Genomic DNA, 24,152 nt, shown 5'->3' with positions numbered 1-24,152 from the left:
AATTGACTGCGATAGACCTATTCGATGAGGTGTTTGCCGTGGTCCATCTGCGGACATGTTTAGTGCAACTTAATTTCACCGGCCTTCCGAATGGTTGTTCGGAAGGCGCGGGTTTCTTCCCCCGTGCGGTTATGCCGTTGCGGCGTCGCGTATCTCCGTAGCGAAACGAAATGTTACCGGCTTCGTGTCGAGAGCGTCTGGTGACATTTGTTATCGATGTGCTGGTGCGCAAGCGAACGACTCGGGCATGGCGGGGCAGGGGACAAAGGTGACGTAAGAGTGGTACCGTAGCAGAGAGAGCGTCACGTAATGTCAATCTTGCCAAGAGAGAAGACCGCCGTTGCGGAGGCCATTTCGCTCGCACCGGCATCCTGGCGCATCCCATTCTGGAGTGTCGAACCTCTGGTATGTGCTCTTGATTGCTTCATTATCGTGGGATCGAGCATTCTCAGCGGGCTCGCGTACCATCAATGGGTGTTCGGCGGCAGCGGTGATCTCGAAACGTCGCTCGCTGTCGGCCTGCTCGTTGCGGTGAACTTCACGACCATCCTGGTATCCCGCGGCAGCTACAAGCCGCTTAACCTGATCTCGCTTCAGGGGCGCATCAGGGAGACGGTCGCGATCTGGCTGATCGTCTTTTCGCTTCTCCTCGCGGTCGTGTTCTCGCTAAAGGTGGGTGCCAATCTATCACGCGGCGCAACGGCGACCTTCATGGTCGTCGGAATGACATTGCTGATCGGCTGGCGGGCGGCATTGAGCTCATATCTAACGAAAGCTCTCGCGCGCGGAAGTTTTGCGGAACGCCGAGTGGTTCTCATTGGGGAACCCGATGAAATCAACACCTCGGACGGCCTCCATCGCCTGCGCCGGTGTGGTTATCAGCCGATCGAAAGTTTTCCGGTTCTGGAGACCGACGTTGATGCCGACAACGGCATGTCGATTCGGCTTCGCAGCGTGCTCGATCAAGTGGTTCGGACGGCACAGTCCGGCAGGGTTGAGGAGATCTTGCTTGCGATACGCTGGGACCAGCGCCACCTGGTTGACTCGATCGTCACTGCCCTGCGGATCGTCCCGATCCCGATTCGTCTGGCGCCCGATCGCACGATTGCAGGGCTGCTCCACAAACCCAGAACAGAGATCGGATCGACGTGGGTTGTCGATCTGCACCGCGGTCCGCTGACCTGGAGCGAATGCGCCATTAAGCGGGCGTTCGATATTACATTTTCCAGCCTTGCGCTGGTTATGTTGGCGCCGACCATGCTGATCGCCGCCATTGTGATCAAGCTCGACTCCCGCGGGCCTGTGTTTTTCTCGCAGCTTCGCAACGGCTTCAATACCAAGGAATTCTGGATCTTCAAATTCCGAACGATGACGGTCATGGAGCAGGGTTCGGAAGTTAAGCAGGCGGCCCGCAATGATAAGCGGGTCACGCGTGTCGGCCGCTGGCTGCGCCGAACAAGCATTGATGAGCTCCCACAATTCCTCAATGTGCTGCGAGGGGAGATGTCGCTGGTCGGCCCACGGCCGCATGCCACAATCCACAACAATGAATACGAAAAGCAGATCTGGAAATATGCCTTCCGCCATCATGTCAAACCGGGCATTACGGGTTGGGCCCAGATCCACGGGTTGCGGGGAGAGACGGCCACGGTCGACGTGATGGAGAAACGCGTTGAGCTCGACCTCTGGTACATCAACAATTGGAGCCTGTGGCTCGACATAAAGATACTCATGAAGACGTTTACGGTGGTGATCGGGCAGAAAGAGGCCTATTGATCTTTCCGCGAACGGCGCTGGGTCGAGCGATCGCTTCGCCCCTTCGGCTGCGACCATGCCGCAAGTGCACAATTCCTGTTCACCATGCAGATGATATCGCCTTGACTGTGTTATGGGACTTTGCTCCTTGGTTGGTCAATTGTGTTTTTTTGCTCGAGCTGCGGTCCTAGTGAGGCGACTGCACCAATCAGGTCCGGAGCTCGCGAGCAGGCCTAAATGTTGATATGGCATCGAACAGCAAAGTATCTTGAATGCATCTCGAAAAGCGTATTCTGGTCACCGGTGGGGCAGGCTTTCTCGGCTCCCATCTTTGTGCGCGTCTGATCGCTGAAGGCGCGCAGGTCCTTTGTGTCGACAACTTCTTTACCGGCGCCCGCAGGAACATAGAGCCGCTTCTCGATCACAAGCACTTCGAGCTCATCCGCCACGACGTCACCTTTCCGCTTTTCGTCGAGGTCGATGAAATTTACAATCTCGCGTGCCCGGCTTCACCGGTGCACTACCAGCATGACCCCGTGCAAACGATCAAGACGAGTGTGCATGGCGCGATCAATATGCTCGGCCTTGGCAAGCGCCTTAACGCCAAGATCCTGCAGGCGTCGACCTCCGAGGTCTATGGCGATCCAAGCGTTCATCCTCAAACCGAGGACTATTGGGGCAACGTCAATCCCATCGGCCTGCGGTCCTGCTATGACGAGGGCAAGCGTTGCGCGGAGAGCCTGTTCTTCGCTTACCGGCACCAGGTTAATCTGGGCATCAAGGTCGCCCGAATCTTCAACACCTACGGACCACGCATGCACCCGAACGACGGACGCGTCGTTTCGAATTTCATCGTGCAAGCGTTGCTTGGCCACGACATCACGATTTACGGTGAAGGCTCGCAAACTCGCTCGTTCTGCTACGTGGACGACCTCGTCGACGGGCTCATAAGGCTCATGGGGACTTCGCATGACGTGACCGGTCCGGTGAATATTGGAAACCCCGATGAGTTCTCGATTCTCGAGTTGGCATCGACTGTCATCAGCCTGACCGGTTCATCCTCCAAGATCATTCACAAGCCGCTTCCGCAAGACGACCCACGCCAGCGGCGCCCGGACATTTCCCTGGCCGATAAACAACTCTCCTGGGCTCCGCGGACGAAGCTCAAGGAAGGTCTTGTTCAGACGATCGCCTATTTCGATAACCTGCTGTCTGATCAGGCCCTGCGGGCGTCCCTAAATGCCGACTAGAGCATGATCCGGAAAATTGGGTACGGGTTTTCCGAAAAGATCATGATCGATAGAGCCGGATAACAAATTCCAACGAAAGTCATCCTGCTCTCTCGGCCTCATTGATCCAGGCGAACGTCGCGCTGCTTTGGCGCCAATCCTTCAACGATCCGCATAGGAGCGCTGTTTGCGGCTCCGCAGGATAATCGCCTTGAAGAAATTGCCTCAGACGCTGGATGGCGCGTGGCAGTGGGGTTCGTGGCCCAGACGGCTCTTGGCAATTTCTGCATGAAAAACATGTCGATAGGTGGATAATCCCAGTCTAGGGCTTGCAAGCTTCTCCGGCTTTAGAAATTCCGTATTAAATCGGCGCTAAATGGACGGCAATTAAGACGTGCGCCTGGCCGCCCGTCAGGCGGGGAGTGGGCTGGCCCATTCCTCGCCGTACCCGGTATCATATTACCATTATCCATCACTTTGACAGAGACGCCCCAATTCTGACCCTTCTGCCTCGATTAAGAATGGGAAATGTTGCATTGCCACAATAAAGGGTATAAAAAAACTTAACGGACACTAGAAGACTATAAAACAAGATTGATTGAAAATATTAATTGAGCGTAAAACGGTTTTTTTGAGCGCCATGGTCATGCTGAGTTCTAGTCGCGTGGGCCGGTTCGATCTAGGTCGATATTTCAGCAGCAGCAGCGAGCGAGCCCGCTCTTGCTTTTGTCCGCATCTGCACCCAACAGAGAGCGAGATTTGTTGGGCCGATCGAGGCGAAATATGCCTTATCGACGGGATTTGATCGTGCTTTCAGTCGAAGGGGCTAGTCCGGTCACGCGATCCGGGAAGGCGCCTGGCGAGATGAATAAGGCCACTGGGTAATTGTAGCGTTGGGGGAGCGTCATGCCGAACTCGTCACGAAACAAAACGGCGGTTGCGGATGGAATCTCCCTTGCGACGCCATCCTGGCGAATACCGTTCCGCAGCATAGAGCCTCTGGTTTGGGGCTTGGATTGCATCATCATTTTGGCATCAAGCATTGTGAGCGGATTCGCCTACCACCGATGGGTGCTCGGCAGCGGCGGTGATCTCGAAACGTCTATCGCAATTGGCTTACTGGTTGCCGTGAATTTCACGACTGTTTTGGCTGCCCGCGGAAGTTACAAGCCGCTCGGCCTGATTGCGCTGCAAAGCCGCCTCAAGGAAGTGGTTACGATTTGGTTCATCGTCTTCTCGCTCCTGCTCGCCGTGGTGTTTCTGCTCAAGGTCGGTGCGACGCTTTCGCGCGGCGCGATCGGGACTTTTCTGGTTGTTGGCTTAACATCACTTATTGGATGGCGCACTTTGCTGGGCTCGTATCTCACAAAGGCCTTTGCGCATGGAAGTTTCGCTGAGCGGCGTGTCCTGGTAATAGGCGGGGCTGATGAGATCGACTACTCTGCAGGGCTTTATCGACTGCGCCGGTGCGGTTACAGGCCGATTGAAAGCTTTCCGGTTCTAGAATCCGATTTCGAGACCGCGAGCGGCATGTCGGAGCGGCTTCGTGACGTGCTGAGCGAAGCCATTCGCACCGCACAGTCGGGCAGGGTGGAAGAGATCCTGCTGGCGATACCATGGGATCAGCGCCGCCTGATCGACTCGATCGTGGCCGTCTTGCGGGTCGTTCCAATTCCGATTCGTCTGGCACCGGATCGCAGCATCGAGGGGCTACTTCACAAACCGAGAAAAGAGATCGGCTCGACGTGGGTTGTCGACCTGCATCGCGGTCCCCTGACCCTGAGCGAGTGCGCCATCAAACGGGCATTCGATATCGTGCTTTCCAGTGTTGCGTTGATCACCTTGGCGCCGACCTTTCTGATAGCGGCGGTTCTGATCAAACTCGATTCGCGAGGGCCTGTGTTCTTTTCGCAGCTTCGCAACGGTTTCAACAACAAAGAATTCCGGATCCTCAAGTTCCGAACCATGACGGTTATGGAGCAGGGGGCCGAAGTGAAGCAGGCAACGCGCAATGACAAGCGAGTCACGCGGCTCGGCCGTTGGCTCCGCCGGTCAAGCATCGATGAACTTCCACAGTTCCTGAACGTGTTGCGTGGCGAAATGTCCCTCGTAGGCCCTCGTCCGCACGCCGTGGTCCATGATGACGAATACAAGATACTGATTTCCCGATATGCATTCCGTCTTCACCTAAAACCCGGCATTACCGGTTGGGCACAAGTCAATGGACTTCGAGGTGAAACGGCCACGGTCGATCTGATGGAGAAACGTGTCGATCTGGACTTGTGGTACATAAACAATTGGAGCCTGTGGCTCGATATCAAGATCCTGTTGAGGACATTCTCCGCCGTGATGGGACAGAAGGAAGCGTATTGATCATCGTTTTTCGATGATCGATTTCAAATCGCGTGGATCTTTTTTTCCCGGTGTTCACGCGGCCAAAGCACAATATCCGTTTCACGCCGAGCGGTACTAGACGGGTCTGATTTGCGTCGCTTCGTTTTTACTTTCGAACGCCGCTGGCAACAGTCGGCGACCCAGGCGGCGGCGGCGGCTCCATTCGGATTGCGGGATTCCTAGCGCGCTTCGGCGAAGATTGACGGGCTGGTGTCGGTAACGAACGGTCAAGTGCCGTTTCCTTCTTCAAACATGCGAGCTACAACAGCGCGGTCTGTAAGTATGCTCTCTGTGAGATGGAGGGGTTGCCCCGGCAAACTCATCCGACGGGTGCTCCCGATCCGGCGGCCGCGGTTCACATGCGATGCCTGGGGTTCAGCGGTCAACGTCTCGCAGCATGAGAGCCAGACAAATCAAGCATGGCGATACGCTGCCATGATATCCCGCAAGAACCATTGTCACACGTGCTCCCGTCTTGCACGCGGGCCATCGTTCATTGTTGTGGAGGAGGAACTTTGGCCGAGCTTGACGGTTCAATGGCTCGCTCGGAACCGCCGCCTCGTGACCCTCATGTCACTCCGCGGTGCGATTACGCGACCGTCAGGCCTACGGTCGCTTGATCGACTGCAGCCTCGCGCCGCTAGCCCTAGGGCGTCGGCGTCGTGACGACAGTCGTCGTACCTCCGGTTACGAAAGTACTGGGCACAGCGCCGGTACCGCGGATGATATTCCGCAGGCCATAGGCGCTCGTGACGGTCGAAATGGGGGCCTGGATAGTCGAGTTGAGCGTGTTGAGATACGTCATGAACTTGGTGGATTCGACCGACACAGAGTTCGAGGCGTAGAGGATGTCCTTGTTGCGCATCTCGAACGAGCTCGCCAGAAACAGGCCGGCGGGATCGCGCAGGTTGATCGTGTAGATCACCGGAATGACAGGGCCTTCGTAGGGCGAAACGTCGATGCCCATGGCTTGCGCAACGTCCCGCGCTTCACCGCGATAGAGGAACACCGAGCCCGGATCAGCCTGGGTATCTATCAGACCACCGGCCTTGCTGATCGCTTCCGCAAGCGACAGCCGCCAGGTTCCAAATGGAATCTGTTGTTGTGCGCCGACCGCACCGAACGACAGGAAGGTCTGCGGCTCCCGGTACAAATAGATCGTATCGTTGGGATGCACGTAGACATTGTTGACCGGCTCGTAAATCAGCGCGCCAAACGGCGCGATGGCGCGCTTGCCACCTCGCTCCAGGAGCACCCAGGTTTCAGCGCCGGCAGCCCCGGTCGAGCCGCCAACCGCCACCAGGCCGGCCCGGCTGATGACGTCGAGCATGCGCTCGGGCGAGGCGGTCGCGGGAATCCGCGCCGCGCGGCCTTCGCCCAGGACGCTGATCATGGACGTCTTCTGTTCGACCATGGATACAATGACCTGCGGCTCGATCGCACGGTTCTTGAGGGAGGCGACAATGGCGTCCTGCACCTCGACCTGGGTGCGCCCGCGCGCGCGGATGGAACCCGCATAGGGGACCGAGATATTGCCGTGGATGTCGACGGCCTGGTTTGGAATGGCGACGAAATTGCCCGGCCGGACGGCGCCTTCGGCCGGAATGAAAAGGCCTCCAGAAGCGGCTTCGAAGATCGTGACGGTCAGGATATCGCCGACGCCGAAGGTGATGTCGCGGGGCCGCTGATTGCTCACAAAGGTGGACAGGCGCGGCAGGTTCTTGGACAGGACCTCGACGATCTTCGGGGTGAGCTTCACCACCGCGTAGTTGAGGCTCATCGGGTCGCGCTGGCCTGCCAATATGTCCGTGGCGGCAGGGCCGCTCACCGACATCCAGCCGCAGCCGCCCAGTGCAACCGCCATGGTCAGCACAGGCAGGGCCAAGATGACGCGCTTAATTCTCACTGAAAGTCCCAATCCCTTTGCCCTAGCCCGCGAGCGACCATAAGCGATGCGATCGCGGCTGCGTAGGGTTGCAGGGCCATGCTTGCCGATTTCGGGGAATGCTGTTGCGTATCGGCCACAAACGTGGCTACGCTTTCCCTGGGCTAACGGCTGTTTGTCCAGCAAAAACCCCGTGCAGATCTTGATCGGCGTAGCCGGGCCCTGTCGCGGCGGATCGCAGCCCTCGCCCTAACACGAAGCCGGCAAGACGATGGTACCCCGCTTGAGTTAAGAAAGCGCTAACCTTGAGGTTCAGCGACTCAGACGATCCCATCCTGACAGGCACGTAAAGCGGATCAACGCTGATCAGGCCGTGGCAATAGTTCGCGATTCGGCCCGCGCCAGTATTCAATTACGCATAACATAATAGGTCGAGGAGGGCGTTGATCGTGACCGTAGCCAGGAACCGTATCTACGGAATTCCACAAGGTCACAAGCTGTCCTTCCGATCTCGTTCGCTGACATTCCTTCAACTCAGCGGCCACCTATCTCGTGGAGACGCGCCTGATCAGCGAGCCGGATGCCGTCCTTCGGCGAGGTCGCGGCGCGCCAGCCGAGCTTGGCCAGCTTGGAGACATCGAGCAGTTTTTTTGGGGGGCCGTCCGGCCGCGAGCTGTCAAAACTGACCTGGCCGGCATAGCCGACCGTCGCCGCGACCACTCGGGCAAATTCGGCGATGGTGATGTCCTCGCCGGTCCCGATATTGACCAGTCCATCGCTGGAATAGGTCTTCATCAAATGGATGCAGGCACCCGCGAGATGGTCGACATAGAGGAATTCTCGCCGCGGGGTGCCGGTACCCCAGACCACGACCCCCCGGCGCCGGAAACTTTGGCTTCGTGGAAACGGGGGATTAGGTCGGCGACGACGTCGCTGTATTCGGGATGATAATTGTCGCCGCGGCCGTAAGGTTGGTCGGCATCACGTTGATGAAGTCGGCGCCATACTGGCTGCGATAGGCCTCTACCATCTTGATCCCGGCGATCTTGGCAACCGCATTGGCTCGTTGGTCGGCTCCAGCGGCCCCGTCAGTATGCAATCCTCGCGCAACGGCTGCGGCGCCAGTTTTGGATAGATGCAGGATGAGCCGAGGAACATCAACTTCTCGGTGCCATAGACATGCGCCGCATGGATACCCTTGGTCGCGATCGCCAGATTGTCGTAGAGGAATTCGGCGCGCAGCGTGTTGTTGGCGACGATGCCGCCGACCTTGGCGGCTGCCAGAAACACCACCTGCGGACGGTTGGCGGCGAACCATTTGTTGACCGCGGCCTGATCGCGCAGATCAGCCTCGCTGCGGGGCGCGGTCAGCAGCTCAACGCCTTCGCGCGCCAGCCTGCGGACGAGCGCGCAGCCGACCATGCCGCGATGGCCGGCGACGTAGACGGTCTCGCCCTTCAGCTCAAACGGAAGGCTTGCCATTAGCGACCTCCCGCTTTGCGTCATCGAGATCGCTTGCGACCATTTCCTTGACCATCTGGGCGAACGGGGTCGTGGGCTTCCAGCCGAGCTTCTCGCGCGCCTTGCTGGCATCGCCGACCAGAAGGTCGACTTCGGTCGGCCGGAAGTAGACCGGATCGATCCTGACCACGGTCTTGCCGGATTTTTTGTCGACGCCGGTTTCATCGACGCCCTTGCCGCGCCACTCGATGCCTCGGCCGACTTCGGCAAACGCCAGTTCGACAAAGTCGCGCACCGAACGGCTCTCTCCGGTCGCCAGCACGAAATCGTCGGGCGCGTCGGCCTGCAATATCCTGTGCATGCCCTCGACATAATCCCGCGCATGGCCCCAGTCTCGCTTGGCCTCGAGGTTGCCGAGATAGAGCAGCTCTTCCAGACCGGTCTCGATGCGGGCGACACCACGTGTGATCTTGCGCGTCACAAAAGTTTCGCCCCGGATCGGGCTCTCATGGTTGAACAGGATGCCGTTCGAGGCATAGATGCCGTAGGCCTCGCGGTAGTTCACCGTGATCCAGTAGCCGTACAGCTTGGCGACGCCGTAAGGCGAGCGCGGATAGAACGGCGTGGTTTCCTTCTGCGGCACTTCCTGAACCAGACCGTACAATTCCGAGGTCGAGGCCTGATAGAACCGCGTCTCCTTCTCCATGCCGAGGATCCGGATCGCCTCTAAGAGGCGCAGCACGCCGACGGCGTCGGCATTGGCGGTGTATTCCGGGCTTTCGAAGCTGACGCCGACATGGCTCTGGGCGGCGAGATTGTAGATCTCGGTCGGCTTGATCTCCTGCATCAGCCGGATCAGGTTGGTCGAATCCGTCATGTCGCCGTAATGCAGCAGGAACGGCACATTGCCGACATGCGGATCCTGATATAGGTGATCGATGCGCGCGGTGTTGAATGAGGACGACCGCCGCTTGATGCCGTGGACCTCATAGCCGAGGCCGAGCAGATATTCGGCAAGGTAGGCGCCGTCCTGGCCGGTGATGCCGGTTATCAACGCGACGCGTCGTCTTGAATCCTTAGCCGCCATATCATCTCCAAAGCCGGTGTCTCTCAAGCCGTCGAAGTCTCGGCTTAAGTCGCGCTTTTCGCACCGCACCTACCGTCCGTCATCCGCCTGTCAGGTTTTGTCAAGTCGCGCGGGAAATGCGCAAGTTAGCCAGCATTGGCGCCCGCCCGTCAAATCGCGCGCGTCAACGAACAGGAAAACAATTGAAAAAGGACTAGGAAAGGTTCCCTGAGTGTAGATTCAAAGGAACGAAATTTGATCATCCTCAAACACCGCGCAGGTGAGGTTGCCAGAAGCGAATGCGCCGGTGTCTAGATTGATGCGATTATTGCGGATCTCGGGTTCACTTACTGGTGTATGACCGTGAACCACAAATTTACCAAAGCTACCCTCGTAGCGGAGAAAATCTTGCCTGATCCAGAGAAGGTCTTCAGCGCGTTGATTGGACAAGGCAACTCCCGGCCGCACACCGGCGTGGACAAAAAAGTAATCGCCCAACGTAAAGCTGAGCGGCAAAGCGATTAGAAAGTTGTGGTGATGTGCCGGCAATCGTTCGGCTAGTGTGGCGGAAAGACTTTCCTGGCCTTCGGGAGAGAGGTCGAGGGAAGGCTCAAGCCCATAGGACGCCAGCGTTTCGAGTCCTCCGCAACGCTGCCACTCGTTGAGGATGGTTGGATCCTTCAAGAATTCCAGCAGAAAGGCTTCGTGGTTACCCTTTAAGCAGATTGTCCCGCCGCTAACGCGCTTCGAGAGCAGTTCGATCACATTGAACGACGAAGGTCCGCGATCAATGTAATCGCCCAGCATGATCTCAAGGGCGTTGGCGATCGGATAAGCATCGCGGTGATTATCGATCTTAGCGAAGGTTTCCTGCAGCAGGTCGGCGCGTCCGTGGACGTCGCCGATCGCATACACGCGCGAGCCCGCAGGCAATTTGGGGGGACTAATTTCAGCCGCCTTGCGAAAGCGCCTCCACATTTCCTAACTACCGGTCCGGTTACAAGAACTCGCTCTGAGCTCTCCGCTGGTCAGGTCTTTACAGCAAATGAATTGAAAACCAGACTGAAACTTGCGCTCAATATCGCCAAGACGGGGCGATGGCTGGCGAGGGCGGCCAGCCGAAATCTGCTATTGGGAAGTCTGGAGCGCCAAGTCTAGCCTGTGAAAGGCCGGGCGGACTGGGAAGTTCTGGTTCCATCAAATCGGCCGGTAAAGATCAGAAATTTGAGCAAAGTGCCGCCCAAATATCCGATTTGCAAGCACGTAGCGCCGACGACATTCGTGAGCATGATCGACCCGATCGTTGTACCCTGAGCGAGCCCGAAAGCGGTACCCACAAAAAGGACAAGCAATATCACTGGAAGCAGCACAAATATTCTGAACCGGAGGCCAAGCGCGGACCCGATTCCCAGCATCGTTAAAGCGACCATTTCCACTTTGGAAACCTCCGCCGGTAGGTTGGCCCCCAAGGTCTTAATTCTTTGTAAAAATTTCAGGCCGCACCGTGCGGGCGGGTTGGTATTCTCACCTAACAACCCTTGGTTTTGGTGGATTTCAGTCGTTTGCCAATAATCTCCTAGAGATTTCAACTACATAATGGCAATAGCTTTTGGCAACCATACCCACGCAACTGCTGGCCGGGCAACAGCGTTCTCGGTCATAGTCGTTTGAATGGCGGTTACATTCTGGAAGAAGGCCTTTTCCATCTTCGGATTAAGATGCCTTCGACCGGAGCGCCCGTGGGGGCGAGAGGTCTGCCCACTGCGAAGGCCCGGACGGAAGGCGCGCGTCGGCTTTGGCGGAAGGTTTCCTGGCTTGGCAGACGGTCTTGGCGCAATTAATGCAAGGAAGGCCAACCCACTCTTTGACGGAAAACGAGGCCCTGACATGAAAGGACGCCTGCTGAGGCGATCATTACACGATGAATGCGCACCCCGGGGCGCGAAGACAAGCCCTGGAACGTCAAGCCTTGGTAGACAACTAACGTCCGGACCAGTCCTATGGCTGCCTTCAACGTCAGAGCGCCAATCGTGGAAATGCTCGGGATCGTGTTCGGGCAAGCTTACCGTAGTTGGCGACCGCCTCGGCTGCTAACAGCAGCGCGGCAGTCGGGATGTAAGACGCTTGAATCCGTCAGGCTGACACTTCGAAGGTATGGCGTTAACAAAGCAGTCAAGCAAACACTTCGGCGGTTGGGTGCTTAGCCGTGAGCGCCATTGATGCTCACGCGCAAACTTTATCGGGCATCGATGAAGTTTGATATGACCTGCTTGCTTCGGTCCTGAAGCGACTCAAATCGGGTTCATCGCGCGGTTTCGCAAGCAGTGCTGCGTTTTTCGATCAGTCTTAATCTTCGCGCCGGGACAGATCAGTGCAATGCGTTGGCTAGCGTCGGGCTACACCGCTAAAACTCACACATTGTGGCCCAAGATTTCGAGATCCAAATGCCCAACAAGTGTTTCATGCTCAAAAAGATCGATCGTGTGTTAGTGGTCGACCGACTCTCGCTGGCTGCGGCTTATTTTGTTCTCGCTAGCCTGCTTCTACCCAACTTTGCGGCCGCACAGTCCCCGCAGAAGACAGAGGCTCTCGAGGTCCTCGACGCAAATTCGATCAAGGTAGCAACGCTGATCGTGCCTCGCAGCAGCATTCAGACTTCAGAAATTGCGGTTTTGATCAATGACAACGATCCACAATCCGTAGAAGTTGCAAGCTACTATCAGCAGGTGAGAATGATCCCGGGCAGGAACATGATTCACCTGAGTTTTGATCAGGATAAAATTTATCCCGGCCTCAAATCAAATAACGGCATCGACCCTGCTGAGTTTGCTAGTCTCAAAGCGCAGGTGGATGCGGCCGCAGGTCGCGACATTCAGGCATTTGTCGTCTCCTGGAGCAGACCGTTTCGTATTGCGAGATTTAACTACTATTCCACCAACTATTCCATCACGAGCGCCTTCGCGTTTGGAATAGACACTCCCACGCTCACAAGTAACAACTGTTCCGCAACGCCATTGAATCCGTATTTCGCATCGTCGTCGACGGCTCCGTTCACGGACTTTGGCATTCGGCCGACCATGATGCTCGCCGGCCAAAGCGCGGCGAGCGTAAAGGCAACTATCGACAAAGGACTAAAGGCAGACAGGAGCCTTCCGGGAGGGAACGGCTGGTTTGTCAGAACCGCTGACAGCGTGAGGAGCGGGCCCCGGTTGCAGGACTTTCAGGCGACAGTGCAAAATTGGAACCGTCCGGAAGCGCTCTCTATGATGTATCTGGACTATTCAAAGAATGGCGGCCGATCGGAGGTGAAAAACGCGGCCGATATTCTATTTTACCAGACGGGATCCGCGAACGTGTCAGGGATTAATACAAACACATATATTCCGGGGGCGCTGGCAGACCATCTTACATCTAGCGGAGGCAATTTGTTCGGAACGGAGCAGATGAGCGCGCTTCGTTGGCTCGAAGCTGGGGCAACGGCCAGCTATGGCACGGTGACGGAGCCATGTGCCTATGCAGACAAGTTCCCCGCAGCCTCGGTGCTTGTGAAGAGTTACTTTCGCGGCAATACAGCGCTCGAGGCATACACAAAATCGGTCCGACAGCCGTCACAGGGAATTTTCGTGGGCGATCCGCTCGCGAGACCTTTCGGTACCCGGGCAACGCTCGTGAACGGAGTTCTCAACATAAAAACGTCAAGTCTCGAACCTGGAATAAATTATAATCTTTACGCAGCACCATCTGCCACCGGCCCCTATTTAAAAATTGCGACGGTTGCAGTGCCTCGGTTTCAGTTTGCAACCATAACCGTCCCGGGCAAGAGTGCTCCCTTTTACAAGCTTGAAATGAGTGGCTCCTTTCCGACGCCATCGAGCGCAGGCGCAAGACCGCCGTCTGAATAGTCTTGCGCACCCAAGGACATAAATAGTTGCTTGAATTTGACCGTTGTCGATCATTCAGACGCTGTCGGTTCATAAACCCCACAATCCGAACGCGTTACTCGCCTCGCCACTTCGGGCGCGCCGTCACCTCCTTCATCCGCACAGCTTTGTATTACACCCCCGGGCTCCGCCATTGTCGTGAAACAAGAAGATTTCCACAATTAAAGGGCTCCAATATATTATTTGTTGCCGCTTTGAGACAGTCGCAGTTGATATGAACACGATGCTCGAAAAACCCGCGGTGCGGCCTAAAGGTTGTCGGACATCGGGCTTGAGAAGGTGTAAAAGCGAAACGATTGCACTGAAACATTTTAACGCCGAGCGTTTTGTTTGATAATAGGAGTCGTTGGCGATCATGGCCGTTCCCTCTCCGACCTCGCGACGTAAGAGAAGGATCGACGTATCCATATGGGACGCGTTTTGGGCCTTGGCGTCGTCCCTTCTCGCGTTGTGGCTGGGCGACGCTTTAATCCTGACGCAGCACGACTGGAACGCGACCATAATCTATTGCGCGCTTTCTACCGGATTTGCGGTCGTGGCGTATGTTGCCTTTGGGCTTCGGAGCACAGTAAGTCAGCACTTTTCTGCGCATGAAGTGCTCGACATTGCGGAAGCGGTGTTGTTCGCGCAACTCCTAACCTATGGCCTCCTGTTCACGCTCACTCGCCTCGATGGGATCGCTCGCGCGGTCCCGCTGTATCACGGTCTGCTGCTCGCTGGCGGCCTTATCTTCGTTCGTATTGTGACGCGGGTTGCGAGCGGCGAGAGGCGCGCGAGTGACTACCAGTTACGCCGCGAGCGGATAATTGTGATCGGCGCCAATCGCCTCGCTGCCTCATTCATCTCGATGCTGCGCGCATACGCATCCAATCAAGAAGGGGTCGTTGCGGTGCTCGAAGAAAAATCGGGCGCGATCGGCCGTACCCTGAGCGGAGTGCAGGTCCTCGGAACACCGCAGGAACTCGATGTGATCGTCGCCGAATTTGCAGTTCACGGCGTTCAGGTTGACCGGGTCATCCTCGCCGGCGATACGGACCTGCTCAGTTCCGCGGCTTTGCACGATGTCGAGCGCGTCTGCAAGAAGCGACAGCTTGGGCTGTCGTACCTGCCGCGCATGTTGGGGTTGACCGAGCAGGGGGCGTCCTGTGCGGAGGTTGTTGGATCAACGGACACAGAAACGGAGCGCCATCTTTTTCTTAGAATGAAGCGATCGATCGATATTCTGGGATCGCTTGCGCTCATGTTCCTGCTTTTGCCGCTTTTTGCAGTCGCAACGCTGCTTGTGTTATTTGACGTCGGCTCGCCTGTCCTTTTCTGGCAAGAGCGGACTGGTCGGAAGGGGCTGCCGTTCCTCATTTACAAGTACAGGACGTTGCGGGCGCCATTTGATTCCAGGGGGAGACCGGCGTTGGGTGATCGACAGCCGTCGGTGATAGGTCGGTACTTGCGGGCCACGCGCATCGACGAGCTGCCTCAGCTCATCAACGTGCTGTTCGGGGATATGTCTCTGATCGGTCCGCGACCATTGCTGCCTGAGGATCAACCGTCCAACACGGCGCTGCGGCTGTCGGTCCGACCGGGGATTACAGGATGGGCGCAGGTCAATGGCGCGAAGCTCCTCAGCAAGGAAGATAAAGAGAAGTTTGACGAATGGTACGTTCGCAACGCGTCGCCATGGCTGGATACAAAAATCGCGCTTATGACCCTTCGCACACTCTCGCGGAACTATCTGGGATCGGCAGAAGCCGTGGAGGACCTGGCCCAGGTGCAAGCTAAACAAAGCAGCCTCGCGATACCTGAAAGCCCGCCGCCGAAGACGATCGCTAATATTGAACCTTCACCGCCGGCCCGTGCCGAGGTTGTGAAGCGCTCGGCTATGCGAGGCTGAGCAAACAAATTCAACCGAACGGGGCCGCTTGGCCTAATGCCGCTGCTATCGCAATCACATACAATGGCACCGGCTTGAAGCTGGCAAGAATTGAAGGCCGAGGCTGGCGTACTGGCCTTTGCCCCGGGCACCTTACTTATTGCGTTTTCAGCCAAGCCTCTTTCAGAGCGGCTGACCCAATTCGACCCTTGAGATCAAAGTTTGCCAATAGTCAAACGCCTGGCGACGCGTGAAATGATGATCAAGCATCGATCGAGCTCGAAGTCCCATCCTTGCGCAGAGATCGGGGTCGCGGGATAGAAGGGTGATGGCGCTCTCGAGCGAATCGACATCTCCTTCTTCGATCGCAAAGCCGCATTGGTGCTCCTCCACCAGGCGGCCAAGTTCTCCTTGCTTGCTGCCGATCGAGATCATGGGCCGCCCGGCGGCAGCGACGCCATAAAATTTGCTGGGCACGATAAGCCCCTCGAATCTTGGTCGAAGCGAGATCCAGTGCACATCTGGAACACCTAAGGAATATTTTAGCGCGCCTACATCTTGATACGGCGCGAACAAGTAGGACCGCTCAAGGCCACGCGACTTTACCTCGTGGGCGAGGCCGTCGTTCTGATGGCCGCCTCCTATAACGAGAAACACGATTCGATCTTCGTTCTTAAATCGCTCCGACACCGATAGCATGGTGAGAAACTCATGCGTCCGGCCGAGGTTTCCCGAATATCCCACGACAAACTTGTCACTGAGGCCCCACGCCTGACGCAGCGTGTTGTCGGCGGGCGCGATGGGAACGATCTCATCCTCATCGCTCCAATTATGAATGATTGTCACACCGTCCGCACGAATGCCGCGTGACAAAACCAGCCTCGCCGGCAGCTGGCCGAGTACCACATTGGCGGTGGCAGCCTTGAGGGACTTGTCCCGTAACCAGAAAAGGAGCCGGCGAACCGGAGCGATCAAGAACGGGACGCCGAATTCTATCGCAATCTCCGGATATACGTCCTGAACCCAATTGACCAGTTTTGCTCCTCGCTGCTTTGCAGCCGCCATTCCGATCAATGAGATCATTGGGGGATCAGTCTTGGCCACAAGGATGTCACCCGGCCTCGCGAGCGACAGGGCGCATCGCCACGACGTAAAATAAAATGACAAATAGTCCATGGCGCGGCCTGGCAGACTCGATCGGCCAAAGCTGGTGGTGCCAACGCGATGGATATGAACCCCATGCGTGATTTCGTAAGCAGGCAAGGCCGCCCTCGGTTTGTCGTACAACTGACGACTGGTAATGACGTGAACGTCCTTGCCTGATGATGCCAACTCAAATGCAAGATCGCTCACCATCCGGCTCGTGGCGGAATGGTCCGGATGAAAAAATCGATTGAGGAAAATGACGCGAGGCATGAAAATGTCAGCTGTAAAATTCAGCGATGGCGTCGCACACGGTTTTGATCTGCTGATCCGTGAGTTGAGACGAGGAGGGTAGCCATAGACCCTGCCGCCCAACGAGCTCAGAGACCGGATGGTCTCCGACGCGCTGATAGGCTTCTTGCTTGTTGACAGGAGGATACATGGCCCTGGTACCGATCCCCCTTTGTTTCAGGTGCTCCTGAAGGTCGGACCGCCTTTCGCACAGAATATCAATGAACCATGGGGTTGTATTGACCAGGTCTTGTTCGAAAAACTTCACCGACCCAACCGCGTGAAGCGCCTGGTGATACTTCAGAAGAATCTCCTTTTTGCGCTCGATTCGCCAATCGAGCTTCTTCATCTGTTCGATGCCCACGCATGCCTGCAGGTCGGTGAACTTAAAATTATAGCCGATACTTTGATGGATGTCCGATCCTCCAGAGGCGCGACCAAAATCCTTCAGCTTACGAAGGCGTTCAGCAAGCTCGCCATCGTGGGTAATCAGGCATCCGCCCTGTCCCGTCGTAATGACTTTTGGCACGGAGAATGAAAAGCTGCCGACTTTGCCGACGCTGCCAATGTGACGGCCATCCGGGTAGTGCGAACCTAGCGACTGGGCGGCGTCCTCGATCAATGCCAGGCCATATCTGTCGGCCAGATCAACAAACGCCTCGATGCCGGCTTTGGGGTAGCGTCCGTTGGCGGTCACCAGCATGATGGCTCGGGTTTTCGTCGTTAGGGCAGCCTCGGTCTGATTGATGTCGAGGCAAAGGGTCTCTGGCTCCACATCGACGAAAACGGGTCTTGCGCCGAGCAACGAAGCGGCATTCGCGGTCGCTATCATTGTGTAATTGGGGACTATCACCTCGTCTCCCGCCTTCACATCGCAGGCCAGCGCCGCCAACGTCAGGCTCACGGTGCCGTTGACGGTTACGATGCAGTGGGTCGCTCCTGTATAATCGGCGATGATGGACTCGAATTTACGTGTCTTGTCGTGTTCCATGAGCCATCCGCCGGAGCGCATGTAGTCGTTGACGGCGGCGGCTTCTTCCTCGCCGAGCCAGGGCTCCATCTGCGGGATTGTCATCTTCTCGTCTCGCTACGGGGCCGCTATAGTGTCGGCTCACCTTAGTTATGGTTGTGTCCAGTTAATGGTTTTGAATGATTGTCCATGCGCGAATCGTCGCATTCACGTCTGCAAGGAGACAAGATGATTCTCGTGACGGGCGCCACCGGGTTTCTTGGTCAGCGATTGTGCCGGAGGTTGGAAGAGGCGTCCATAGCATTCAGCCGAACGTCACTTTCTCTCGGCACGGATCTGCGCAATTTCGCCCAGACGCTTGAGCTGTTCGAAGCTGTTCGGCCGACAACTATTCTTAACTGTGCGGGTTTCGCGGGCGGAATTCAATTCGGCCTCAAGCAACCGGCGGATATATTCCGCAATAATATGCCGATGATCGCCAATCTATTTGAGGCTGCGCATCAGACGGGCGTGAAGCGCATTGTAAATCCGCTGGCCAATTGCGTCTATCCATCGGAGCTCATGGTTTTCGAGGAAAGCCGGTTTTGGGACGGGCCGCTCCATGAGTCGGTGATGGTCTATGGTCTGCTGCGCAAGTTGTCCTGGATGGGTTCCTGGGCGTATGCGAAGCAATGGGGCCTGCAAACCATCAACCTCGTATTCTCCAACATGTACGGCCCAGGAGACCATCTCGACGACGTTCGCTCGCACGCTGTCGGTGGCCTTGCGATGAGATTTTTGGAGGCGCATAGGCGCGGCGCTCCGGAGGTTATCGTTTGGGGTAGCGGCGCTCCGGTGCGGGAATGGCTCTACGTCGATGATGCAGCTGAAGCAATGTTCCGTGCCATGACATGTGCACCCTGCGACCAACCCGTTAACGTCGGCATTGGGAAGGGCGTGTCAATTGCCGATGTCGCTGAACGCATTGGATCGATTGTCAAATACAATGGACGTATTGTGTACGACAGGTCAAAGCCGGACGGCGCGCCTCATAAAGCGGTCGACGGTACCCGTGGTGCGGCGCTGCTGGGATGGTCTCCTCAAATGGACCTGGACGAGGGCTTGGCGAGGACGGTGGAATGGTACAGACAGGCAAGTATCGCTTGAAACCGTTCCGCCCGCATCGGCTACCTAGAGAGACGCTGAGCTGGGGCAATTGTTACGGGAAGCTTATCCGCTTTGCCGGAACCGTTCCATTCGAAGCGAGCTTGCTTCGTTTCCAGGATGTCCTGCCTGGCTGAGTAGAGTGTGATGATTACCTCCATAACACCCTCGAAGTTTTCAGGAGCTGAGATGAACGCCTTGTCCAAGTCGCGTGCGGGCAGGGACCAGCGTGTCGCGGTCAACGCGGTTCCAGCGGAGAGACTTGTGCCTTCGATCAGTCCGCTGAGAACCACAGTCTCCTCGCTGACACTGTTAATCAAGACGATTCCAAGTGGGAGCGGGCGATTAATCGACGCCTTCGAATTCTCAAAAGTAAGGTAAGCGGTGTGGGCTCCGTCATTTCGTTCAAACCTGTGGCGGACAGTTTGGAAGGCAGATGATATCGTTTGGTTGAGCAGTGAAGGAGGCCAGATATCCACCTGGAACCAGAAGCCGGTCGCTACCGCAACTAAAACCGATAGTAGCAAGGTCCACAGCAGCCATTTCCGCCAACGACCGTTGCCCGCCGGACGCGCGATGCTTAGTCGAGGAGACGCGCGAAGGCGAGGCGGGGTAATCGCCGTGTGCTCGCGCTTTGGGACAAGCCCCCGCAACTCTTACTCCCTAACGTGCGGAAACATAACGCCGGTAAACAGACGATGTATCCTCATATCGGATCCGGGATTATTCCACCTTGGCCTTCCATGCGACCTAACCGGAAATGTCATTTTGAATTTCATCTTTCGAAGTTGATGCGCTACTCAGGAGAAGGTCGCGAACGCCGTTCTTTGCGATTTCCGGGCCCCTCGTGTTGCAAGGATGTGCCCGGTCTGCGGCAATGGACATTCAAGCGGCATAGCATGCCAGAGTCGTTTTGAATTCAGAATTTCGGTGCCATGGTCATAACGCCCTTACAGCATCGCTATGCCAAGATTGCCCTTGCCATTGGGTTGGCGCTCTTCGCTAGCGCGGATTCAGTCTATTCGAGGCAGTGCGCGCCCGAGCCCAGGTCAGTATTTTCAGGTATCACCTACGGCTGCGAACTTCTGGAGCGTAGCGAGGAGGGGTATGGCATCCTGCATTGGGTGCGCGTTGAACTCAGCGTCCCGGGAATAGAGCTTTACGTCACTCCACTCGACCCGTCGGCCTTGGCGGGCGGCTTTCAATATCGCCTGCGTTGGATAGACGACGTCCTGCGAAACGAAGGCCTTGCGGTCGTTATCAACGGTGCACTGTTTACGTCGGAGCCCAGGTGGCGACCGGGATTGCCAGGGGATCTTGCAAAGGGGGTGGAGACCGTTGTGTCAGACCATCTGACGAGCCATATCTGGGAACATACCTATCTCCTATGGTTTGACGATGCGCTAAACGCGCATCTGCGGCCGTCCAAGCCGCCAAGGCCGGAGGATCTCCGAAAGGCGAAATGGGGAATCGGCGGGCAGGGCGTTGGTCTGCGGGGCGGCAAGGTATGGTCCGGCAGCGACCGAAAGCCCGACAAACGAACCGCTGTCGGAATTGATGCGGAGCGCAAATTGCTTTTTCTCATCGTAGCGGAGTGGGCTTCACCGCACCTTGTGCTCGAAAAGCTCTCGAAGTTGGGCGCACGCGATGCCATGCTGCTCGACGGCGGTGGCTCATCCGCGATGGCCATCGGGGAAGGCGGCCGGAACCTAGTAAGGGGAACGCTGCTCGGGGGCTGGCGTCCGGTGGCGACTTTTTTCGGCGTTAAAGCGCGGCCGCTTGGTGAACCGTAACGATCGGCAACGGTCTGGTCTGCTCAGACCAGCAGCCGACGGCAGCCATTGGCTAAATGCTCACTGCGCCCCCTGTTCGGTACAAGCCGTCAATTGCGTCTGGGCGTCTGTTCTCGTTGCCGCGGGGAGACCGATTGCGAGTGCCCGCTCGAGAGCTGATTTGCAATCATCCCATCTCTTCAACTGCTGATAGCTCTTTCCGAGGTAAAGCTGAATGTCTGCATCATTGCGGCGGGACCCGGCGGCTTGATTCAAAAGCTCCGCGGATTGCGGAAAAAGCCCGCGCTTGAAGTTCAGGATACCGAATGTTTTGGCGAGCTCTGCATCTTCTGGATATGCTTGTCGCGCCTTTGCGGCGACGTCGAAGGCCTTTGAGTCATCACCCCCTCGCGCCAAATAAGCGAGGGCGAGATCACGGAGAGCGGGCGCAAACAACGGATTTGCGTCGATGACTTTCTGATAGGTTGCAATTGCCTGATCAGCCGAGCCGTCTCGCGCTTGCAAGCGGGCGAGCCGCGTAAGCGCAACCGGGTCGCGGGGCTGTTGCTGGAGATAGGCGTCCAGAGCCGCGCGCGCATCCCCGGTAGATGTCTTTGCGTCTATCGTTAGCATTGCCAAGCGTTGCTGCGCTTCAGCTTTTTGTGGGAATGCCGAAGATAGCTGCACTGCCTTTTGCAGCCCCGTCTTGGCGGCCGCCTCATCTCCCATCATGTATTGAGCCATCGCCAAGTGGTATTGAACCTCGGGGTTTTCCGTGAGATTGGCGGCTCCCTCTTGCAAAAGCGGCAGGGCATTTCGATAATCGCCCTTGCGGTACATGACCCACCCGAGCGTATCCGTAAGATTCGGATTGTTCGGAAAGTTCGTGCGGGCTCGCTTGGCTAGATCCAGCGCCTTGTCAACCTGATCGAGGCGCTCGGAATAAACTACCGCAAGATTGTTCAAGGCAAGAGCGTTATTGCCATTGATGGCAAGCAGCTTCTCGTAGGCATCGCGCGCGGCGGTATAATTCTTATCCTTTTCATAGATGGAGGCGAGCTGGACGAGCGCTGGAATGCTCTTGTTCTGTTCGGCGAAAGCATTGAGCTTCGCGATCGCCTGGTCCTGTCTGTTCGTGGCAATATAAAGCTGCGTGAGTAACAGAGAAGCCGCCTCGAACTTGGGGTCGATTTCGACGGCTTTTGCGAGATCGGGTTCGGCATGAGCAAAATCGCGCTGCGCCAAATAGACCTTGGCGCGCAATGCCCACGGCTGAGCCCGCTTGGGATCCTTATCGATCTGCTGCTGAGCCCGCCCCATGGCGGTGGCGTACTGTTTGTCCGCCATCTCAAAATCGATCAGCCTCTCAGTGGCAGGCAAATAATCGGGAGAAATCACGGCGGCTCGTTCGAACGCCTTTCGAGCGTCTGCCTGCTGACCTTGTGCTAGGAGGACGTTGCCCAGAAGAAACGAGGGCTGCGGATCTTTTGGAAACAGCGTTTCCATTTGCTGGTAGGTCGATGCCGCTTCGGCGTTTTGCCGCTGGGCCAAATAGGCTGTTGCGAGAAGATAATTGGACTGCGCGGTCTGCGGTCGTTCCTTGATCAATTCCTTTAGGGGCTCAATCGCAGCGGCGGCGTTGCCTTTGCGGATCTTTAATTCGGCGAACAGCAACACTGCGGGCTCAAGCTTGGGATCGAGCTTGACCGCTTCGCTTACCCGGTTTTCCGCGCTCTCGATGGCTTTCCGCACATTCACTTCGCTGGCGTTGACGGCGGAGAGCAAATACGCGCTGGCAAGCTGATAGCGGACCAGCGCGTTACGAGGAAACGCATTGCTCAAGAATTCCAGCTCACGGATGGCCTTGGATGTATCGCCCTTTTTTGCGCTGATGAGTGCATCCTGATAGACCGCCTCGAAGTTGGCGGGGTCTTGGGCCAGAATGTTTTGCACGCGGGCAGCGCAGTCGTCTTTTTGTTGCTCAGCGCATGCGATCTTCAAAAGCGCTACGCGAGGCGGCAGATACTCGGGCAGTTGCTTGTTGATGTCCTCAAGCATGGCCTTCGCTTCTGCAGCAGCCCCTGTTCGAACCTTGAAATCTGCATATCGCAAGCGGACGGGGGAGGTGACGGGGGCAAGGTCCGCCGCGGTCTTGAGTTCTTGATCTGCAGCCTTGAGGTCGTTGTTGCTCCAATACAGCATGGCCAGAGCCACGTGAGCCGTGGCGGACTTGGGATCGAGTACGAGGGCCTTCTTGAACTCTGTTTCGGCGCCCGCTTTTTCACCTTTTCTGAAGCTTAGCGAGCCTAGCGCCAAATGATAGCTTGGACGGTCTTGGTCCGCTTTGCGAAGATCTTCGATCATCTTTCTGACATCTTCAACTTCTTCAGATGTTCGGGTGGCATCGGCCAGCAGCGACAGCGCCTGCTCATCGCCCGGGCGTTTAGCCAATGCCTGCAGGACTGCTTCGCGAGCTTGCGCGTAATCGCCCGTCGCAAGGAGAGCCAGTCCGAACTTGACCTGCATTTCTGCGTCATCCGGCTGCAGGCCGGCGTATTTCTTCAGCAGAGGGTAGGCTTGGGCTATCTGCCCTTGGTCATAATACAGGACCGCCAGTCGACGCATCGCCACCGGATCGTCAGCCGCAAGCCGGAGGACCTCACGATAGTCCTTTTCCGCCTGGCTATATCGTTGAGCAGCAAAGGCTTCGTTGGCGCGAGATAGAATTTGGTCTTTGGTGGGAGCTTTTTCCGAGCAACCCGCAATTGCAAGCGCCGCGATTGATAATGCGAGCCCTGACCGCCAGCGTTGACCGGAGCCTCGAACCACCGCGCGAAAAGCCGGGATAAAAAAGGTAATGGGCATGAAGAGCTGTCCCAATTAATTAGGGGTGTTCATAATCCGCGTCAGTAGATTGCGAAGAATGGTGCCAGCGTCTTACTGGCCCGCGGTCAGACATTCAACTGCCAGGCCGCTGCAGATCGAACGATAAGAATTTCAAGGACTTCGCATCCGCAGACGGACGTATTCGCGCTCGCTTGGAGCGTCCGATCGGATCGAACGAACTTAAAGACGCTCCGTAACCTGTTGTACTAATTAACCCTTCAGCCCATAGCATCTCGTTTGGGTACGATGATCAGTGTCCAAAAGCATCGCTTGATAATTGTGGTAGAATTCTGCTGCGCGCTAGCCTAACCAAGGCGAGCGCTGTTATTTTATATGTCCAGAGATGCTA

At 56.7% G+C, this 24,152-nt stretch carries 15 protein-coding genes and 1 pseudogene; 8 read left to right on the top strand and 8 right to left on the bottom strand.

From position 1 onward, the window contains the following. Positions 1 to 309: 309 nt before the first annotated feature. The 3 genes from ACPPVP_RS34405 (at position 310) to ACPPVP_RS34395 (ending at position 5,357) form a co-directional block, all read left to right on the top strand. A complete protein-coding gene (locus ACPPVP_RS34405) occupies positions 310 to 1,776 on the top strand; it encodes an undecaprenyl-phosphate glucose phosphotransferase (protein WP_426528001.1) in 1,467 nt (488 codons plus the stop codon). Positions 1,777 to 2,027: 251 nt separating this feature from the next. Beyond that, complete coding sequence (locus ACPPVP_RS34400; RefSeq protein WP_426528000.1) at positions 2,028 to 3,005, top strand: UDP-glucuronic acid decarboxylase family protein; 978 nt, start codon at positions 2,028 to 2,030, stop codon at positions 3,003 to 3,005. An 885-nt stretch (positions 3,006 to 3,890) separates the two neighbouring features. Continuing rightward, positions 3,891 to 5,357, top strand: coding sequence for an undecaprenyl-phosphate glucose phosphotransferase (locus tag ACPPVP_RS34395; protein ID WP_426527999.1), 1,467 nt, complete (start codon positions 3,891 to 3,893; stop codon positions 5,355 to 5,357). A 667-nt stretch (positions 5,358 to 6,024) separates the two neighbouring features. Here ACPPVP_RS34395 and ACPPVP_RS34390 read toward each other — a convergent pair. From ACPPVP_RS34390 to ACPPVP_RS34375, 4 genes and pseudogenes are all read right to left on the bottom strand, one after another. Next, entirely contained in the window at positions 6,025 to 7,284 is a 1,260-nt protein-coding gene (locus ACPPVP_RS34390; protein ID WP_426527998.1) for a polysaccharide biosynthesis/export family protein, read from the bottom strand. A 513-nt stretch (positions 7,285 to 7,797) separates the two neighbouring features. Further along, positions 7,798 to 8,745 (bottom strand): annotated as a pseudogene (locus ACPPVP_RS34385) (GDP-L-fucose synthase family protein). Continuing rightward, positions 8,726 to 9,811 (bottom strand): GDP-mannose 4,6-dehydratase, encoded by a 1,086-nt coding sequence (gene gmd, locus ACPPVP_RS34380; RefSeq protein WP_426527997.1) that lies wholly within the window; start codon positions 9,809 to 9,811, stop codon positions 8,726 to 8,728. The pseudogene ACPPVP_RS34385 and the gene gmd overlap by 20 nt, the downstream one beginning before the upstream one ends. 219 nt (positions 9,812 to 10,030) lie before the next feature. Then, positions 10,031 to 10,705: a metallophosphoesterase gene (locus ACPPVP_RS34375; RefSeq protein WP_426527996.1), complete on the bottom strand. Its 675-nt coding sequence runs from the start codon at positions 10,703 to 10,705 to the stop codon at positions 10,031 to 10,033. A 182-nt stretch (positions 10,706 to 10,887) separates the two neighbouring features. Here ACPPVP_RS34375 and ACPPVP_RS34370 point away from each other — a divergent pair, with 182 nt between their 5' ends. The 3 genes from ACPPVP_RS34370 (at position 10,888) to ACPPVP_RS34360 (ending at position 15,619) form a co-directional block, all read left to right on the top strand. After that, a complete protein-coding gene (locus tag ACPPVP_RS34370) occupies positions 10,888 to 11,211 on the top strand; it encodes a hypothetical protein (RefSeq protein WP_426527995.1) in 324 nt (107 codons plus the stop codon). A gap of 1,041 nt (positions 11,212 to 12,252) precedes the next feature. Next, on the top strand, positions 12,253 to 13,692 hold the full coding sequence (locus ACPPVP_RS34365) for a TIGR03790 family protein (protein WP_426527994.1): 1,440 nt from the start codon (positions 12,253 to 12,255) through the stop codon (positions 13,690 to 13,692). 394 nt (positions 13,693 to 14,086) lie between these two features. After that, positions 14,087 to 15,619 carry a sugar transferase gene (locus ACPPVP_RS34360; protein WP_426527993.1) on the top strand — a complete coding sequence of 511 codons (1,533 nt, stop codon included), beginning with the start codon at positions 14,087 to 14,089 and terminating at the stop codon, positions 15,617 to 15,619. A gap of 162 nt (positions 15,620 to 15,781) precedes the next feature. Here the strand turns inward: ACPPVP_RS34360 and ACPPVP_RS34355 are convergent, their stop codons facing one another. Together ACPPVP_RS34355 and ACPPVP_RS34350 are read right to left on the bottom strand one after the other, a co-directional pair. Continuing rightward, positions 15,782 to 17,014, bottom strand: coding sequence for a glycosyltransferase family 4 protein (locus tag ACPPVP_RS34355; protein WP_426527992.1), 1,233 nt, complete (start codon positions 17,012 to 17,014; stop codon positions 15,782 to 15,784). A gap of 7 nt (positions 17,015 to 17,021) precedes the next feature. Further along, complete coding sequence (locus ACPPVP_RS34350; RefSeq protein WP_426527991.1) at positions 17,022 to 18,107, bottom strand: DegT/DnrJ/EryC1/StrS family aminotransferase; 1,086 nt, start codon at positions 18,105 to 18,107, stop codon at positions 17,022 to 17,024. A 123-nt stretch (positions 18,108 to 18,230) separates the two neighbouring features. Here ACPPVP_RS34350 and ACPPVP_RS34345 point away from each other — a divergent pair, with 123 nt between their 5' ends. Next, positions 18,231 to 19,148 carry an NAD-dependent epimerase/dehydratase family protein gene (locus tag ACPPVP_RS34345; RefSeq protein ID WP_426527990.1) on the top strand — a complete coding sequence of 306 codons (918 nt, stop codon included), beginning with the start codon at positions 18,231 to 18,233 and terminating at the stop codon, positions 19,146 to 19,148. Between the two features lie 20 nt (positions 19,149 to 19,168). Here ACPPVP_RS34345 and ACPPVP_RS34340 read toward each other — a convergent pair whose 3' ends face one another. Then, positions 19,169 to 19,798, bottom strand: coding sequence for a hypothetical protein (locus tag ACPPVP_RS34340; RefSeq protein ID WP_426527989.1), 630 nt, complete (start codon positions 19,796 to 19,798; stop codon positions 19,169 to 19,171). A gap of 282 nt (positions 19,799 to 20,080) precedes the next feature. Between ACPPVP_RS34340 and ACPPVP_RS34335 the strand changes: the two genes are divergently transcribed. Then, entirely contained in the window at positions 20,081 to 20,938 is an 858-nt protein-coding gene (locus tag ACPPVP_RS34335; protein WP_426527988.1) for a phosphodiester glycosidase family protein, read from the top strand. Between the two features lie 60 nt (positions 20,939 to 20,998). Here the strand turns inward: ACPPVP_RS34335 and ACPPVP_RS34330 are convergent, their stop codons facing one another. Continuing rightward, positions 20,999 to 23,782: a tetratricopeptide repeat protein gene (locus ACPPVP_RS34330; RefSeq protein ID WP_426527987.1), complete on the bottom strand. Its 2,784-nt coding sequence runs from the start codon at positions 23,780 to 23,782 to the stop codon at positions 20,999 to 21,001. Positions 23,783 to 24,152 lie beyond the last annotated feature (370 nt).

The sequence above is a fragment of the Bradyrhizobium sp. McL0615 genome, assembly GCF_049993905.1.
Lineage (GTDB): Bacteria > Pseudomonadota > Alphaproteobacteria > Rhizobiales > Xanthobacteraceae > Bradyrhizobium.
The sequence above is the reverse complement of the archived record's forward strand: the minus strand, read 5'-3'. Positions and strand labels throughout refer to the sequence as shown.